Source organism: Gemmatimonas phototrophica (genome assembly GCF_000695095.2).
Taxonomy (GTDB): Bacteria; Gemmatimonadota; Gemmatimonadetes; order Gemmatimonadales; family Gemmatimonadaceae; genus Gemmatimonas; species Gemmatimonas phototrophica.
This window is the reverse complement of record NZ_CP011454.1, coordinates 1849704-1865992: the sequence shown is the minus strand read 5'-3', so window position 1 is coordinate 1865992 and position 16289 is coordinate 1849704. Positions and strand designations below refer to the sequence as shown.

The following is a 16289-nucleotide window of genomic DNA, read 5'->3' as shown; positions in this document are numbered from 1 at the left end:
GGTGCGTCAGGTCCGACTGCCGAAAAGCACAGTACCGAGGCGCACATGCGTGGCCCCTTCCTCCACGGCGATTTCGTAATCGCCGGACATCCCCATACTCAGCCACTCCGCCGCATGACCAGCCGATTGCAGCGCCGTGCGAACGGCGCGAGCGCCGGCGAACACCTCGCGCAACACCCGCTCGTCGGCATCGAAGGGCGCCATGGTCATGACCCCGCGCACTCGCAGCGCCGGCAGACGGTGCAGCCGTTCCGCGAACGCCGGAACGTCAACCGGCGCCACACCGCTTTTGCTTGTCTCGCCACTCACGTTGACCTGTACCAACACGTCCAGCGACTGCCCAGCCCTGGTGGCCTCGTCATGGAGCGCGACCGCCAACCGCTCACTGTCCATGCCATGGATCAGTGAAAATTGCAGAGCGTTCCTGGCTTTGTTGCGCTGCAGATGTCCAATGAGGTGCCAACGTACCGGGACCGTGACCTGCGCCATCTTGGCCTCCGCTTCCTGCACGCGGTTCTCACCCACATCGGTGACACCCGCGGCATAGGCCGCTTCAACCGCTTCTGGCCCGTGCGTTTTGGTCACCGCGACCAGCGTCACTTCCTGTCCATGTCCGCCACGGGCGCGGGCGTCGGCGATGCGCGTACGCACCTCCGCCACCGCATCCTGAACGGCCCCCCGCAACACGGCCGTGACATGGTCGGAAATTGGCATAGCACATAAGGTTAGACACCGCCACACCCCGACACAAGTAACGAGTCGGCGGGGCCCAACACCTGTGTGCACTGCAGCAGTTCCTGCGCCGTTTGCGCGGCCGGATCGGCACCGGGGGGAAGTGGCGCCAGCGCCCCCATGGGCACCATGCTGCGCTGCCGCCGCAGGGCTGGCAGATCGAGCCCCGTCTGCCCCGCCCCAAGCTGACGGTCGGGCGCATACACCAGCCCCTGCAGCGCCCACCCACCCCCAGGGTCCAGCTGCAGCCGATCCGACCGTTCCAGCAGGGTGCTCACGCGAACGGCGCGTCGGGCACCCTCCGCGTGTATCACGAGTGAACGCAGGACCGCGCCCTGCCCAGGCCACCGCGCAACGGCTGCGACCTCGAGGAGCTGCTGGGCGGCCAACCTCTCGCGATACCACTGTGCTCCGAGCAGCGGGACCGTGATCACGGTGACGTCGGGGCGGTAATCTTCCACCTGTTGCAAATACCAGAGCGGAAAACTGTCGTTGTCCCCGCCAGCAAAGAGCACCCCGCGACGAGGCACGGCATCAAGCAGGAGCCGGGCGTAGGTGCGGGGGAGCGAGGCAACAGGCTCTCTGGAGCGATCGGCCACGGCACGATTGGCCAGCAGCGGTACGACCACCAGCGCCAGTGGGAGCATGGCAACCGGTGCCGGGAGACGGCGCCCCAGCGCACTGGCTATGGCGGACAGCCCCGCTCCCGCGAGCAGTCCCCAGCCCCAGAAGGCAAGGACAAAAAAATAGTCGCGCTCCCGCGCCTCATGCGGCGTGCCCTTGGGGAGCAGTCCCACGCCAAAGGTGGGACCGGCCCGCATGTTGAGCCACAGTGCCACACCTAACGAGGCGCTTAACACGAGCAGGAGCATGGCACGCCCCACCCGGGGGTCATGCCGCCACAGGCGACGCAGTCCAAGTACCGCCAGCCACGCCCAAAGCACCGTGAGCGCCGTGCGCACCGGATGAGCCGTGGGAAACGGATGCAGTCCGTAGGCGACCTGCCAGTCGGACCACTGAAAGACATTCCCCAACTGCAACCAGAGGGGCGCCTGACGCGGCCAGAGTCCAGCAACGGCGTACTGTTCGCGCCGCAACACCGACACCAACGCCCGCCAGCTCTCGGGATTCCCGGAGTCGAGGGTGGGATTTTGCGCCGAGAAGAGCGGCAGCACAGCAATGGCGGACAGCCCCAACGCGGCCAGGGCCACCCACGCCACCACCTCACGCCAAACGGGACGCGGTCCGCGCCAGGCGAACGCCACGGCTGCCGGCAACGCCACGAGCACGGTGAGATGCAGCGGCACCGCCAACCCACACACAAAGGCCATGAGGGCCCGGGCGCGGCGTCGCTCGTGATCGTCCGTATCGGGGCGCCCGGCGAACTCCCCGGTCACGAGCAGGAGCACGCTGACCAGGAGCGACAGCGCGTACACTTCGGTTTCGGTCGCGTTGTTCCAGACGGTCAGCATGGTGCCGGCACTTACGGCAGCCACCACCGCGCCTCGCGCGCCGAGCCAGCGGGCCGCCATGTACGCCGCCGCTCCACCGGTGAGCGCCGCACTCCACACCGACAGCAGGGTAATGGCCCGTGGCGGAGCGGCGCTGCTGAAGAGCATCGACGCCAGTTTCCCCACCAACACCCAGAGCGGGGTGCCGGGGGGATGGGGAATGCCCATCGTGTGCGCCGCCGCCATGAGTTCCGTGGCGTCCCAAAACGTGAGATCGGGGGCGGCGGTGGACAGATAGATGCCCAAAAGCACCATCGTCGCCACGACTGCGGCGACGATGGGGTACGGCACGGTAAAACGACGAGGTGCGTTCAACGCGGCGACAACTTACGCCGGCGAGACCTCAGGGCCGCCCAGGAGCGGCGGTACCACTGGACGCGAGGTGGGAACGGCTGGCGGGGCCAGCGGCGCCGCCGGTGCCGACGGGAAATCGGGGCCAGTGCGCGGTGGCAGCGTGCGCCCGTCCTTGAGCACGAGGATGTCATCGCGCGTGAGGGTTTCGCGCTCCAACAAATTCATGGCCACCTGATCGAGCAGCGCCCGGTGCTCCGTCAGCACCGCCACGGCGCGAGCGTGCGCTTCGAACGCCACCCGCTTCACCTCGGCGTCCACCAGCTGCGCCGTCTGTTCCGACACTTCACGGCGCGACTGGATTTCACGCCCCAGGAACAGCTCCTGCTCGTTGTCCCCCACGAGAATGGGGCCAATGGTATCGGAGAGTCCCCACTGCGTGACGTAGCGCCGCGCAATGTTAGTGGCCTGCTGAATGTCGCTGGCCGCGCCAGTCGTCACCCGGTTGTGCCCGAACACGATTTCTTCGGCGGCACGCCCACCGTAGGCCATGACCAACCGCGCCTCGAGCTGCTCACGCGTGACGGACACACGATCATCTTCCGGCAACGTGAAGGCGATACCCAAGGCCCGACCACGCGGTACGATGGTGACCTTGTGCAGCGGATCGTTGCCATAGACCATCATGGCGCAGACGGCATGACCGGCTTCGTGGAAGGCCGTGAGGCGGCGCTCGTCTTCCTTCATGACCAGCGACTTGCGCTCGGCGCCCAGCATGACTCGGTCCTTCGCCTCTTCGAGATCGCTCATGAAGATCTTGTCGTGATTCTTGCGCGCGGCGAGCAGTGCGCCTTCGTTCACGAGGTTGGCGAGGTCGGCACCAGCCATGCCCGGAGTTCCGCGCGCGAGCGAGGTGACGCTCACGTCGTCGGCAATGGGCTTGTTGCGCAAGTGCACCTTGAGGATGCCCTCGCGACCACGGAGGTCCGGCGCGTCCACCACGATCTGGCGGTCGAAACGGCCCGGGCGCAGCAACGCGGGATCGAGCACGTCCGGCCGGTTGGTGGCCGCAATCAGGATGACGCCGTCGTTGGACTCGAAGCCGTCCATCTCGACGAGCAACTGATTGAGCGTCTGCTCGCGCTCGTCATGACCACCGCCAAGACCGGCGCCACGATGGCGACCAACGGCGTCGATTTCGTCGATGAAGATGATGCAGGGCGCGTGCGCCTTGCCCTGTTCGAACAGGTCGCGGACACGCGAGGCGCCCACCCCGACGAACATTTCGACGAAATCGGAGCCCGACATGCTGAAGAAGGGACGGCCCGCTTCACCGGCCACGGCCTTGGCGAGCAGCGTTTTGCCGGTACCCGGCGGCCCTACCAACAGCGCACCCTTGGGCAGACGGCCACCCAGCTTGGTGAACTTCTGCGGGTCCTTGAGGAATTCGATGATTTCCTGAAGTTCGACCTTGGCTTCATCGGCGCCCGCCACATCGGCGAACGTCACCTTGGGGGTGTCGCCGCTGAGCAGCTTGGCTTTGGACTTGCCAAAGGAGAACGCCTTGTTGCCACCGGCCTGCATCTGGCGGAAGAGGAAGATCCAGAAGCCGATGAGCAGCAGGTACGGCAGCATCGTGATGAGCAGGCTGCCGAAGTTGGCGCGCGGCTCGGCCGCCGCCGTCTTGACGCCGGCCTTGTACAGATCTTCCTGCTCCTTGGGGGCAATGCCGTTCACCAGCCGCACTGTAAACTTCTTGGCCGGCCGGTTGGAAATGCGGACTTCCTGGTTGAACTGCCCGCTGAGGACATTGTCCGTGAACGTGGCCGTCTTGATGTTGCCGGCGGCCAGCTGTTGGCGGTAGTCGGAATAGCCGATCTCCGGCGCGGCCGCTTCGCGGCCATTGCCGTATGACAGGAACGCCACCGGAATGAGGAGAACCAGAATCCAGAACGAGACCGTTTTGGAGATTCTGCCCCAGTTGGTGGGCTTCTTCGGCGAGGGCGTCATGTTTGGTGCCATGGGATAACCGCCTTACTGCAGACTGGCCACGTACGGCAGGTGCCGAAAGTTCTCGGCATGATCCAACCCGTACCCGACCAGAAATTCGTGCGGGGCATCGAACCCGATGAACCGCGTGGGGTGATGGAGCTCAGTCGCAATGTGCTTGTGCAACAACGTGCAGATCTCCAGCGAGCGCGGCTTCCGTTCACCAAGCAGCTCGATGAGACGGTTGAGCGTGCGGCCGGAATCCACGATGTCTTCAACAAGTAGAATGTGTTTGCCTTCCAATTCCGTTTCCGGATCGTAGAGCAAACGTACCACGCCGCTGGATTCCATGGCATCGCCGTAGGACGAGGCGACCAGAAAATCCACCTGCAGCGGCCGTGCCACGTGACGCACGAGATCACTCAGAAAGATAAAGCTGCCCTTGAGCAGCCCAAGCACCAGCAAGTCCCCATCGGGGTAGGCCGCCGTGATGTCCGCCCCCAGTTCCTGCACGCGCTGCTCAATGGCGGCAGCGTCGTAGACGATGCGCTTGACGGCTCGGCCGTCCAGACGGGGATCAACAGAAGGGCTGGAACTCTCAGTCAAACTCGCGCTCACACCGGTACCAAATCAGTTCCGGCCTTCCGGGCCGGGACGGCGCCGCAAGACCGCGGCAAACTCCTGGGATCCACAGGGGCTCCCCCTCCACCAGCAGCACCGGCCAGAAGGGGCGATCCAGGACGGGAACCCGGGACTCCGTAAAATACCGAGTCACGCGCCTCCCTGCTGGTGCCCCCGCCGTTCTGATGCGATCGCCCTCCTTCCATGGCCGGACGACGACCGGTGTGGCCGCGGGCAACCCGATGCACCAGGCATCCTTGGCCAGAGGCTCCACGCCGAGACGTCGAAAACGCCACCGCCCGAACCGGGGTGGCAGCGCATCGGACGATCCGTCGTACACCGTCCAGGTCGCGTGGTGCGGCGCATCCCGACGCACCTCGAACAGTTCACCACGTGCGTCGCGGCGCCGAGCGATGGTGGCCCCACCAGCCAGACTGATATGGGCACCACTTCGCCGCGACATGGTAAACCGGACCGCTTCCCGGGTTCCGTTGGCGTTGAGCGTGACGCCCACCCGGGCACAGAGCGCCGGCCACAAGACCGCCTGTCCTTCGGCGGTCGTCTGTTCCAGCACCCGCGTGGGGACGGTGAGTCGGGTGCCATCGGCGTTCAGGGACACGCCGCAGCTGTCCAAATGGCGTTCAACGTCCCGCCGCCACTGGGCCGCTCGCTCCCCGATGGCCAGCATGGCCTCGGCAAATGCCGGCGCGGCCTGGGCAATGGCCGGCAGCAGTTCGTGCCGGACCCGCCCGCGCAGGAAGTCGCGGGAGGCATTCATGGGGTCTTCGAGATAGGAAAGCCCCTCGCTCTCCACCCACCGCGCCAGTTCGGCCCGCGACACGCCCAACCAGGGACGCAGCACCGAGGTGGGGGCGGCCAGCGCCGCCAGCCCCCGGGCCCCGCTCGAGCGCAGCGCGCGCATGACAATGGTTTCCAGCTGGTCGTCACGCGTGTGGGCGGTAACCACCCGGGCCTTGAAGCCGCGAGCCACCCGGCGCAAGAAGCTCCAACGGGCGTCTCGCCAGGCAGCCTCGCTGCGCCCGGTGGCGCGGGCCCGTTCCCGCACCACGGTCAGTCCCAGCCGGCGGGCCTGGGCCGCCACCAGACTGGCGGCCTCGGTGGCGTAGCTGCCAGTGGCATGATCGAAGGTGGCGACCGCCGCGATGCGCCCGGGCGCCCAGCGTGCCATGGCGTGCAGCAAGGCCATGGAGTCCCGTCCGCCGGAGACGGCCAGCACGAGCGGGCCATCCACCCCCTGCAGCGCCACGTCCAGTACGGCGCGCAGCAGGTCGCCGGGGGCGATGTCGTCGGTGGGGAACTCCGGGGGCAGCCGATCCATTTTGCACAAAAGCCTCGTGGCCCCATGGCGTCAACTGGCGGCGCCAAACCCCTACCATCGGGGCCGGGTCTCGACTACTCTTTTCGTGTTCCGGCGCTCTGCGTCGCCATCATTCGTTTCCGGAGAACCACAGTGGAATCGCACGGCACCCTCGGCACTATCTGGGCTTCGTTCGGGATGACCGCCTACTACATGGCGCTCACCTGGATCAACATCCTGCTCGGCCTGTTCCTGTCGCCGCTGTTTGTCATTCCGCTCACGTGGCTCAAGCAGAAGCAGGGCGGCTTCGAGTCCTAAGACTCGCCGCCCTACGCTAGCACCATCGATGGCCCGCTCCTCGTTGGAGCGGGCTTCTGTTTTCGGCCGGCCTCGCGGACGACTATGCCGTCAATATCGGTACCGAACGACCGTGCGGCATGAAACAAAGTGGCCCACCTCTCACGTGAGGCAGGCCACTTTGCGCATCACCAGCATTCGGTTGCTGCGACCTACGCCACGCGCGGCATACCAGAAAGCTCCGAGGCCGAGAGCACCACGGCATCGCCGAGGGCGGTTTTGCGCCCGGTGAGATCGGAAAGATCGCCACCGTGGTAGGCTTCTTCGCCGTGCTCGGAGATATCGATGCCCTGCACTTCCACATCGACCGTCACGCGCAGCGGCATCACCGCCTGCATGGCGAACAGGATGCCGGTGCTGGCAATGGCGGCGAACGCGATGGTGGCCACAACGGCGAGCACCTGCACCCCGATCAGCGACGCATTGCCATGCAGCAGGCCGTCGGCGCCAAGGGGATTCACCGTTTTACTGGCGAAGACCCCGGTGAGGACGGCGCCCATGATGCCCGCTACGCCGTGGCAGGCGAAGACGTCCAGCGTGTCATCGAGCCGCGTCTTGGGGCGGTAATGCAGCGCGAAGAACGAGAACGGCGCGGCGAGTGCGCCCATGGCGAGCGCAGAAAGCGGCGTGACAAAGCCAGCGGCGGGGGTAATGGCGACCAGTCCCACCACGGCACCGGTTGCGGCGCCCACGGCGGTGGCGCGCTTTCCTTTCACCAATTCCAGCACCAGCCACGTAATCATGCCGGCCGCGGCCGCGGAATGCGTGGTGACCAGCGCATTGGCCGCAATGCCGTCAGCTGCCAGCGCCGATCCGGCGTTGAAACCGAACCAGCCGAACCACAGCAATCCCGCGCCGAGGAGCGCGAACGGCACGTTATGGGGCACATTGGGAATGCGCTTGAAGTCCCGACGGGGGCCGAGGAACAGCGCGAGCACGACGGCCGTGGTACCGGCGGAGATATGCACCACGGTGCCGCCGGCGAAGTCGAGCGCGCCGAGCTGACGCAGCCAACCGCCGTCGCCCCACACCCAATGAGCGAGCGGGTCATAAATGATCGTGGTCCACAGCACGCCGAACGTCAAATAGGCCACGAAGCGCATGCGATCGATGATGGCTCCCGAAAAAAGCGCCACCGTGATACCGGCAAACATGGCCTGAAACGCCGCGAACAAGAGGTGTGGCAGCAGCGGCGAATAGGTGGGATTGGGGGCCCCGGTTACGCCCATGAACCCAATCCATTCGAAGCCGCCAATCCACGACGTTCCCGGCCCGAAGGCCAAACTGTAGCCAAAGAGGACCCACTGTACCGTCACGACTCCCAGCGCCCCCAGGCTCATGAGCATCGTGTTGAGCGCACTCTTGGTGCGAACCAGTCCGCCGTAAAAGAACGCGAGGCCGGGCACCATAAGCAGGACCAGCGCGGTGCTTATGAGGACCCAGGCGGTATCACCGGCCGATACGGTGGACGCGACCGGTTCCTGCACTGACGCCAGCAGCGGCAGTGCCGACAAGCTCCCAAAGGGCATCAGTAGTCTCCCCGTGTGGGCACACGCATTTCGAGTTGCGTCTGGCGCATAACCTCATCGGCGTTGACCGCCGTCAGGGCATTGTTGTCCCGCTCGCCGGTCCGGATGCGGACGGTATGGTCGAGCGGCAGCACGAAGATCTTTCCATCGCCCACGTCGCCGGTGCGGGCGCCGTCGCAGATGGCCTGGATCGTGCGCTCCACATACTCCTCGGAGCAGGCCATTTCGATGCGGACTTTTTCGTGAAACTCCAACACCACGGACTCGCCGCGATACTGCTGCACCACATCACGCTCACCGCCGTGTCCACTGACACGCGAGAGCGTCATGCCGGTGACGCCCACCTGAAACAGGGCACGTTTGACATCCGCCAGTTTTTCCGGCCGGATCACGGCAACAATGAGCTTCATGGGATACCGGTGAATGTGGGACGCCCGAGACGCCGAGCGTTACCGTTTCCGTGCATATTTAGCACGAATCGTAATACAGGAAGGACAGTTTCCCAACCGAAACAGCAGGAACGCACGGACTTTCGCGCACTCCCTGCACGTTTCCAACCGCATCACCGCACACAAGCACCACCCCCCGAACAAATACCGTTCAGCGCACTCCCCTTGTCAGCCGCCTTCTGAACTCATTCCGTTCCCGATTATGAACTCAAAACAGATCGTTCCGGTTCTCGTGGGTCCGGAATACGAAGACCTGGAAGTGTGGTATCCCAAGTTGCGGCTCGAGGAAGCGGGCTTTCAGTCGCCCCTCCTCGGTACCGGGGCGCCGTCGTACACCGGGAAGCACGGGTACCCCTGCCCGGTCGACGGGCATGTGCGCGACCTCGATGCGACCGTTCTGGCCGGTATTGTTGCACCGGGAGGATGGGCGCCCGACAAATTGCGTCGGGATCCGGACGTGCTGTCGCTGGTCAGGAGCGTCTATGCGCAGGGCGGCCTGGTGGCCAGTATCTGCCATGGCCCCTGGATCCTCATCTCGGCGGGGATCGTGCGAGGCCATCGCATGACCGGCTCATTGGGCATCAAGGACGATCTGGAAAATGCCGGCGCCATTTGGGTGGATGCCCCGGCGGTGACCGACGGCCGTATTGTGTCGGCACGCGTGCCGAAGGACCTGCCTGCCTTCATGCAACAGGTGCTTGCGGCCCTTCCGGCGCCGGCCTGAGCGTACGGCCGTGGATTTGCCTTCAGTGCAACGGCTGGACGCCGCTAAGCGACAGGTTGCTGTGCCTTCCGATTTTCCGCGTTTTGGCGCAACAGCGGCACGAGCTGTTCCCGCGGTCCAAGTGCATCAGCCAAGGTCTTGTCTTCGAGGACAGCCAGAAAGGCCTGCAGGGCCTGGTCAAGAACCCCCGACAGCGCACAGACCGGCGCGATGGGGCAGGTGTTGCTGATCGGATCGAAGCATTCCACCAGCGTAAGGTTCTCTTCGGTTTCCCTGACCAGCTTCCCGATAAAGATCTCGTGCGCCGGTCGAAGCAGACGGACACCACCATTTCGCCCGCGTACGGTTTCGACGTAGCCGAGTTCGGCCAGCCGTTGCACGATTTTGACCAAGTGCTCGTACGACATGTTCATGCGCTCGGCAACGGTCTGCACCGTAATGCACTGTTCGGGCTCCAGGCCGAGCACGATCAGGCAGCGCAACGCGTTGTCGGTGAATCTCGTGAGTCTCATAGAGAAAGAGTGTCGGTCGTTGAGAGTTCTCGCTTGACGGGTCCACACCGCATTACGCGATCGTCACGTTCAACGAGCGATGTCGTCACGACGCGGCAAGACGTTCAAACGACCGGCCACGCCAAGCCTTCGGGCGTTTCGCGGTACTGAGCGTCAACCGCCAAGCCGCGGCCAGATCGGAAAGCCACGACAGCCAGAAACTCAGACCGCGTTCGGCATACGAGCCGCTCAGCGCGACCAGCATGAACAGGCGGATAAACAACGCGGATCCGTTCACAAGGAGTAACGCCTGCCAGAGCATAGCGTTGGGCGACGTCATGGGATTGACCACACCAGTGGCGATGAGGGCCCCCAATACCAGTAAAATCGGCAGCGGCAAGCCCTGCACCGCCCATACCAGTGCCACATCGAGCCAGCGACGCCACATGGGAGTGGCGTCCTTCAAGTCGAAGCTGCGTCCCCACTCGCGCCACATTTCGCCGAGCGACGCGTACGAGCGCACTTGAATGATGTTGGAGCCATCGAGAAAGCCCACGCGGGCGCCGTTGGCCGCCAAGTGCCGCGCCAGTGTGACGTCGTCGCACCAAGACGTTTTGGCGCACGAATAGCCGCCATGCTTGAGCAGCAAGTCTCGTCGCGCAATGAAGCACTGACCGTTGGCCAGCACCCGGTCTGGTGGCGGCTGCGTGGCCCCGGCCGCCCCACAGCGATACACAAGCGTACACAACATGGCTGGCTGCACGAAACGTTCGGCGGCCGTTTGATCGCGGAATTGCGGAGAGAAGCTGGCCACATCGTAGCGATCCTGCTCTACGGCGTCGACCACGGCGCCCACGAGTCCCGGCGCCGGCACGGTGTCGGCATCGATGCCCAGCACCCAGTCGCCTTTGGCTTCTCGCAGGCCGTTCTCCAGCGCCCACACCTTCCCCACCCACCCTGGCGGGAGCGGTTCATCGGTCACCAGCCGGATGCGCGGGTCACGGTCGGCAAATGCCTGCACCAGTTCCCGTGTCCCATCAGTAGACCGGCTGTCCACCACCAGCACCTCCAGTAACGGAGCCTGCTGCTGCATGAGCCCCTCCAGACACGGCGCCACGCGGTTCACTTCATTCAGCGTGGTCACCATAACGGTGACGGTGGTATCCGTCCGCGGCGTGGTACGGGGGGCAATGGGCGGCCGACGCGAATAGCCCGGCATGAGCCGAACGAGCAGGACCAGCAGCAGCCACACCTGAATGGCCAGGAGCACGATACCCACGCCGCGGGCCACGTCCACCATAGTCATGGGGCGATGGAGACGCGGTGCACAGCTGGCACCGAGTGACTGTGAGGACCACCGAACGGACGTGCCGGAACCATTGCTTACCCGGAGAGAAGTCGAGGGAGACAGCGCGGGAACGGGCCCGCCGCCCGGAGGTAAACCGGGGAAGTACCCCTGCCGGTTCCGCCGGGGCCGCCACGGCGCGCGTCGGCCGAGGCTCCCCGGGGCCAATGGGAAGGTGGCGAGTTTGGGTCCCGGCGGGTAGCCTCTCCTGTAGTCCCCCGACTGTTTCCGGGTTTCTCCCCTCCCGCCGCCGTGTCTCGCGCTAATCCTTCCCCTGGTCGCCAGTTGCTTGCCAACTGGAAACGCCTTGCCCCTCTGCCCTTCGGCAAGCGGATCTTCAGCTGGGCGGTAGGGCAGACTGCACCGTATACCGGTTCGGTGCGAGGAGTGTATACCGACGTCCGCCCCGGATATGCCCGGGTGGAACTGGCGGATCGGCGGGCAGTCCGTAACCACCTTGCATCGATTCACGCTGTCGCGCTGGTGAATCTGGCCGAAATGACCAGCGGCGTGGCGCTCATGACGGCGCTTCCGCCGGGCGCCCGCGGTATCGTGACGGGGCTGTCTATTGCGTATCTCAAGAAGGCACGCGGTCGGCTGGTGTGCGAAACGCACGCCGACGTGCCGGCTGCGGTATCGGATCACCTGACGCACGATGTGCAGGCCACCATTACCGATGCACAGGGCGATATCGTGGCACAGGCCACGGTGCATTGGCGCCTGTCTCCTCCACCGGTCTGACGTATGACGAGCCTGACGCCCCCACCATCGTTGACCGACACGCCGCTCACCCGGCACGCCCACATTTCGGTGCCCCTCATTTGCGGGCCCATGTATCCGTGCAGCAACGTCGAGTTGGTGGCGGCGGTGAGCAAAGCCGGCGGCCTGGGAGTCGTGCAGCCCATTTCGCTCATGTATGTGCATGGCTTCGATCTGCGTGACGGCCTGCGCCGCATCAACGCATTAAGCGGTGGGGCACCCATTGGCTTCAACGCCCTCATCGAAGCCTCCAGCAAGACGTATCACAATCGCATGGTGCGCTGGGTGGAGACGGCACTGGAAGAGGGCGTGCGATTCTTTCTGACCTCCCTCGGCAACCCGCGATGGGTGTGCGAACGTGTACACGCGGCGGGAGGCGTGGTGTACCACGACGTCACCGAGAAGAAGTGGGCGCTGAAGGGACGCGATGGCGGTGTGGACGGGCTGGTGGCGGTGAACCGCGAAGCGGGCGGGCACACGGGCTCGCGCGATGCCCGGGCGTTGCTGGATGAAGTGGCCGATCTCGGATTGCCCGTAGTCGCGGCGGGTGGCGTGGGCTCCCCCGCACAATTCCGGCTGCTGCTCGAGATGGGGTATGCGGGGGTGCAGCTGGGCACACGCTTCATTGCCACGACCGAATGCAATTCGGACCAGCGCTATAAGGAGGCCATCGTGAAGGCCACCAGCAGCGATGTCGTGCTCACCGAACGCCTCACCGGCGTGCCGGTCTCGGTGCTCCGCACCCCCTACGTGCAGCGACTGGGCACCAGTATTGGTCCCGTCGCCCGGCTGCTGTTCAAGGGGCGCAAGACAAAACACTGGATGCGCACCTGGTACGCGTTGCGGTCTCTGCGCCAGTTGAAGCGCTCGAGTGTGGACGGCGCCAATGGAGACTACTGGCAAGCGGGACGCAGTGTGGACGCCATTCATGACATCCGTCCGGCCAGTGAGATTGTCGCACAATTTGCCGCCGCACTTGCGCCATCCCCTCTCGGATAAGACCCGCCATGCGATCACTCCTCCTCTGTGCCGCGTTGCTGTACGCGCCCTCCATCACTGTGGGCGCGCAGCCCGCCGCGCGCGGCGCGGTGCTGGTGTCGGGGCTCACGGCCCCGGTCACGCTCACCCGTGACAGTGCCGGCATCGTGCACATTGAGGCGCAGAACGAGCACGACCTGTTTTTCGCGCAAGGGTACAGCGCGGCCCGCGATCGGCTCTTTCAGCTGGAGCTGTGGCGTCGGCAGGCAACCGGCACGATGGCGGAAGCGCTGGGGGCGAGGTGGGTGGAGCGTGACCGTGCCGCGCGACTGATGCAATACCGCGGCGATATGGCGGCCGAGTTGGCGCATTATCATCCGCGCGGCGGTGCCATTATCCAGGCGTTTGTGGACGGAGTGAACGCGTGGGTGGAGCGGGTGAAGACAGACCCCACGCTCCTGCCACCGGATCTGGCCGCGCTGAGGATCACGCCGGGCGCGTGGACGCCAGCGGTGGTGGTATCGCGGCATAACGCCCTGGCCAGCAATGCCAGTGACGAAAGCAACGTGGCACGCGCGGTGCGTGCCATAGGTGCAGAAGCGGTGCAGCGTCGTCGCCTCTTTCAGCCGGCGAATGTGCAGCTGGTGCTGGATTCCCTGGTTGCCCAGCTGGTGGGCGATGCCACGGACGCGCGCATGCTGGCGGCATACAGTGGCTCGCGGAATTCGCCAACCTTTCGCGCGAACGAACTCCAGGCGTCGTGGCGCAAGCCGTCGGCCGCCGCAACGGACAGCACCGACGGTCGGGAAGCCGATCGGTGGGAAAGCAACAGCTGGGTGATAAGCGGCAGCAAGACCGCGAGCGGTCGGCCTATTGTCGCCAACGACCCCCACCGCAGCATCACGGTACCATCGTTGCGCTACATGGTGCACCTCAAGGCCCCGGGGTGGGATGTCATTGGCGGTGGTGAACCGGGAATTCCCGGCGTGGCCATTGGCCACAATCAGCATGGCGCGTGGGGGCTGACCATCTTCGGCATCGATTCCGAAGATTTGTATGTGTACGCCCTCAACAGCACGAACAGTGCGTACCGGTATGGCGAGTCGTTTGTCCCCTTTACCACCCTGCGCGACTCGGTGCGCGTGAAGGGCGCGTCCACGCAGTCGGTGGCCTTGCAGTACACTCGGCATGGTCCGGTGCTGTATGTCGACAGCGCGCGCCATGTTGCGGTGGCGTTGCGCGCCGGCTGGCTGGAAAAGGGGGGCGCGCCGTATCTGGCAAGCCTTCGTCTCGATCAGGCGCGCACATGGAGCGAGGCGAAGGCAGCGCTCACCTATGCGCATATGCCCACGCTCAACTGGATCTGGGCCGATACCAGCGGCACCATTGGCTGGCAGACGGCGGGCATTGCCCCGGTGCGCAAGAACTGGGATGGCTTGATGCCGGTTCCGGGTGATGGCCGCTACGAGTGGGACGGTTTTCTCCCCATCGCGCAGCTGCCGAGTGAGACCAATCCTTCGCGTGGGTTTGTGGGTACCGCGAACGCCTTCAATGTGGCGCCGTCGTACACACGGTTTGATGCGCTGGCGCGCTCCTGGGCGGAACCGTTCCGTCACGATCGACTGCAGGAAGTACTCGACAGCACGCGTGCGGCTACGGTGCAGAGTTCCGGAGCGCTCCAGCACGATGCCACGGTGCTCGCGGCCCGCGCACTGGTTCCGCTATTGCAGTCGGTGGAGCTCAAGTCGCCGCTAGCCAAAGCGGCCAGGGATACCCTGCTGGCGTGGAACTACGAACTGTCGGCCGCCTCGCGCGCCGGCGCGATTTACGCGGCGTGGGAACGCCGACTGCTGTCGCACACCGCCGACATCGCGTTGCCGCTGGATGTGCGCCCCATTCTGCGCTCGGTACCACTGACCCGCACCATCCAATGGCTGACCGCTCCCGATTCGCTGTTGGGGGATCGTCCGGTGGATGCGCGCAACTTCATACTCTTCCGCGCCTTCAACGAAGCGGTGTCGGATCTGCGGCGTCGTTTCGGCGACACCATCAGTACGTGGCACTACGGCGATGCCAGGTTGCACCACGCGCGCATTGCCCACCCGCTTGATGCCCTCGTGAACGACTCCCTCAAGCGGGTCCTGTCTCCGGGGCCCGTACCGCGCGGTGGCAACGGCAACACGCTGCTCGCCAGTGGCAACACCGACAACCAGACGCATGGCGCCAGCCTGCGTGTGGTGATGGATCTCGCCAACTGGGACAGCGCCATCGCCACCAATACGCCGGGACAGAGTGGCGATCCCCGCAGTCCGTTTTACACCAATTTGTTTTCGCTCTGGGCCGCCAACACCTTTGTGCCCATGCCCTATAGTCCGGCGGCGGTAAAGGCCCGTACCGCGGACGTTGTTGTGCTCTCCCCGAAGTAACCCTTTCACTCCAGAGGACGCTCCATGTTCGCTCTTACCCTACCGGTAGTTCTCGCAGCCGCCTCATTGGCGGCAGCCCCTGCCACGCGCGCCCTGCCCACCTTTGCGCAGCAGGACATGTCGTTCTTCATCACGAGCGCAGGATCCGGGGACGGTGCAAATCTTGGTGGGCTCGCCGGAGCCGACGCGCATTGCGGAAAGCTGGCGGAAGCGGCTGGCGTACGCGGCAAGACGTGGCACGCCTACCTCAGTCAACAGGCCGCCGGCGGCAAGACGGCCATCAATGCGCGCGATCGCATCGGCGCCGGCCCCTGGAAGAACGCCAAGGGTGTAGTGGTCGCCACCAGCGTGGACGATCTGCACAGCGACGCCAACAAGCTGTCCAAGGACAACAGCCTCACGGAAAAGGGCCAGCCGGTGAATGGCCGCGGCGACACGCCCAACATGCACGATATCCTCACCGGCTCCACGCTGGACGGCCGGGTGCAACCGGGCGACGGTGACAGCACCTGCAGCAACTGGACGAGCAACGGCGAAACGGGTAGCGCGTCCGTGGGTCATCACGATCGCCAGGGCGGCGGCGTGAACCCCACCAGCTGGGTCTTCTCACATCCCTCACGCGGCTGCGGCCAGAAAAATCTGCAGGCAACGGGAGGCAACGGCCTCTTCTACTGCTTCGCCGTCTGAGATCTGGGATCTGAGATCGCCGACCGCCGAGTCGTGATGTTGAGGTGAGAGCGTTGCGACGATCGAAGTGCGATGGATATCG

Annotated in this window: 14 protein-coding genes; 5 read left to right on the top strand and 9 right to left on the bottom strand. The window is 65.1% G+C overall.

Annotated features, from left to right (window positions below):
• Positions 1 to 6: 6 nt before the first annotated feature.
• From GEMMAAP_RS07715 to GEMMAAP_RS07685, 7 genes are all read right to left on the bottom strand, one after another.
• Positions 7 to 714 (bottom strand): YggS family pyridoxal phosphate-dependent enzyme, encoded by a 708-nt coding sequence (locus GEMMAAP_RS07715; protein WP_053334398.1) that lies wholly within the window; start codon positions 712 to 714, stop codon positions 7 to 9.
• 11 nt (positions 715 to 725) lie between these two features.
• Positions 726 to 2534 (bottom strand): protein O-mannosyl-transferase family, encoded by a 1809-nt coding sequence (locus tag GEMMAAP_RS07710; RefSeq protein WP_026850499.1) that lies wholly within the window; start codon positions 2532 to 2534, stop codon positions 726 to 728.
• A 36-nt stretch (positions 2535 to 2570) separates the two neighbouring features.
• Positions 2571 to 4544, bottom strand: a complete 1974-nt coding sequence (ftsH, locus tag GEMMAAP_RS07705) for an ATP-dependent zinc metalloprotease FtsH (protein WP_026850498.1) — start codon at positions 4542 to 4544, stop codon at positions 2571 to 2573.
• A 24-nt stretch (positions 4545 to 4568) separates the two neighbouring features.
• Complete coding sequence (gene hpt / locus GEMMAAP_RS07700; protein ID WP_238588192.1) at positions 4569 to 5129, bottom strand: hypoxanthine phosphoribosyltransferase; 561 nt, start codon at positions 5127 to 5129, stop codon at positions 4569 to 4571.
• On the bottom strand, positions 5122 to 6483 hold the full coding sequence (gene tilS / locus GEMMAAP_RS07695; protein ID WP_026850496.1) for a tRNA lysidine(34) synthetase TilS: 1362 nt from the start codon (positions 6481 to 6483) through the stop codon (positions 5122 to 5124). Before tilS ends, hpt begins: the two co-directional genes overlap by 8 nt.
• A 488-nt stretch (positions 6484 to 6971) precedes the next feature.
• Entirely contained in the window at positions 6972 to 8348 is a 1377-nt protein-coding gene (locus tag GEMMAAP_RS07690; protein ID WP_082821158.1) for an ammonium transporter, read from the bottom strand.
• Complete coding sequence (locus tag GEMMAAP_RS07685; RefSeq protein WP_053334397.1) at positions 8348 to 8758, bottom strand: P-II family nitrogen regulator; 411 nt, start codon at positions 8756 to 8758, stop codon at positions 8348 to 8350. The genes GEMMAAP_RS07690 and GEMMAAP_RS07685 overlap by 1 nt, the downstream gene beginning before the upstream one ends.
• A gap of 241 nt (positions 8759 to 8999) precedes the next feature.
• Here GEMMAAP_RS07685 and GEMMAAP_RS07680 point away from each other — a divergent pair, with 241 nt between their 5' ends.
• A complete protein-coding gene (locus GEMMAAP_RS07680; RefSeq protein WP_026850495.1) occupies positions 9000 to 9521 on the top strand; it encodes a type 1 glutamine amidotransferase domain-containing protein in 522 nt (173 codons plus the stop codon).
• 44 nt (positions 9522 to 9565) lie between these two features.
• On the opposite strand, the gene GEMMAAP_RS07675 is transcribed toward GEMMAAP_RS07680, so the two are convergent.
• Positions 9566 to 10033 (bottom strand): RrF2 family transcriptional regulator, encoded by a 468-nt coding sequence (locus tag GEMMAAP_RS07675; RefSeq protein ID WP_053334396.1) that lies wholly within the window; start codon positions 10031 to 10033, stop codon positions 9566 to 9568.
• A gap of 85 nt (positions 10034 to 10118) precedes the next feature.
• Positions 10119 to 11318, bottom strand: coding sequence for a glycosyltransferase family 2 protein (locus tag GEMMAAP_RS07670; protein ID WP_026850494.1), 1200 nt, complete (start codon positions 11316 to 11318; stop codon positions 10119 to 10121).
• Between the two features lie 291 nt (positions 11319 to 11609).
• Between GEMMAAP_RS07670 and GEMMAAP_RS07665 the strand changes: the two genes are divergently transcribed.
• The 4 genes from GEMMAAP_RS07665 to GEMMAAP_RS07650 are packed head-to-tail and all read left to right on the top strand — an operon-like array spanning position 11610 to position 16207.
• A complete protein-coding gene (locus GEMMAAP_RS07665; protein ID WP_075071459.1) occupies positions 11610 to 12098 on the top strand; it encodes a hotdog fold domain-containing protein in 489 nt (162 codons plus the stop codon).
• 3 nt (positions 12099 to 12101) lie between these two features.
• On the top strand, positions 12102 to 13115 hold the full coding sequence (locus GEMMAAP_RS07660) for an NAD(P)H-dependent flavin oxidoreductase (RefSeq protein ID WP_043581369.1): 1014 nt from the start codon (positions 12102 to 12104) through the stop codon (positions 13113 to 13115).
• Positions 13116 to 13123: 8 nt separating this feature from the next.
• Entirely contained in the window at positions 13124 to 15520 is a 2397-nt protein-coding gene (locus GEMMAAP_RS07655; RefSeq protein WP_026850492.1) for a penicillin acylase family protein, read from the top strand.
• A gap of 24 nt (positions 15521 to 15544) precedes the next feature.
• A complete protein-coding gene (locus tag GEMMAAP_RS07650) occupies positions 15545 to 16207 on the top strand; it encodes a hypothetical protein (RefSeq protein WP_026850491.1) in 663 nt (220 codons plus the stop codon).
• Positions 16208 to 16289 lie beyond the last annotated feature (82 nt).

Excerpts from the sequence above, each read along its gene's own strand:
- GEMMAAP_RS07675 (WP_053334396.1), bottom strand. The coding sequence starts at position 10,033 with ATGAGACTCACGAGATTCACCGACAACGCGTTGCGCTGCCTGATCGTG.
- ftsH (WP_026850498.1), bottom strand. The coding sequence starts at position 4,544 with ATGACGCCCTCGCCGAAGAAGCCCACCAACTGGGGCAGAATCTCCAAA.
- GEMMAAP_RS07685 (WP_053334397.1), bottom strand. The coding sequence starts at position 8,758 with ATGAAGCTCATTGTTGCCGTGATCCGGCCGGAAAAACTGGCGGATGTC.
- GEMMAAP_RS07650 (WP_026850491.1), top strand. The coding sequence starts at position 15,545 with ATGTTCGCTCTTACCCTACCGGTAGTTCTCGCAGCCGCCTCATTGGCG.
- GEMMAAP_RS07680 (WP_026850495.1), top strand. The coding sequence starts at position 9,000 with ATGAACTCAAAACAGATCGTTCCGGTTCTCGTGGGTCCGGAATACGAA.
- GEMMAAP_RS07660 (WP_043581369.1), top strand. The coding sequence starts at position 12,102 with ATGACGAGCCTGACGCCCCCACCATCGTTGACCGACACGCCGCTCACC.
- GEMMAAP_RS07715 (WP_053334398.1), bottom strand. The coding sequence starts at position 714 with ATGCCAATTTCCGACCATGTCACGGCCGTGTTGCGGGGGGCCGTTCAG.
- tilS (WP_026850496.1), bottom strand. The coding sequence starts at position 6,483 with ATGGATCGGCTGCCCCCGGAGTTCCCCACCGACGACATCGCCCCCGGC.
- GEMMAAP_RS07655 (WP_026850492.1), top strand. The coding sequence starts at position 13,124 with ATGCGATCACTCCTCCTCTGTGCCGCGTTGCTGTACGCGCCCTCCATC.
- GEMMAAP_RS07670 (WP_026850494.1), bottom strand. The coding sequence starts at position 11,318 with ATGACTATGGTGGACGTGGCCCGCGGCGTGGGTATCGTGCTCCTGGCC.
- GEMMAAP_RS07690 (WP_082821158.1), bottom strand. The coding sequence starts at position 8,348 with ATGCCCTTTGGGAGCTTGTCGGCACTGCCGCTGCTGGCGTCAGTGCAG.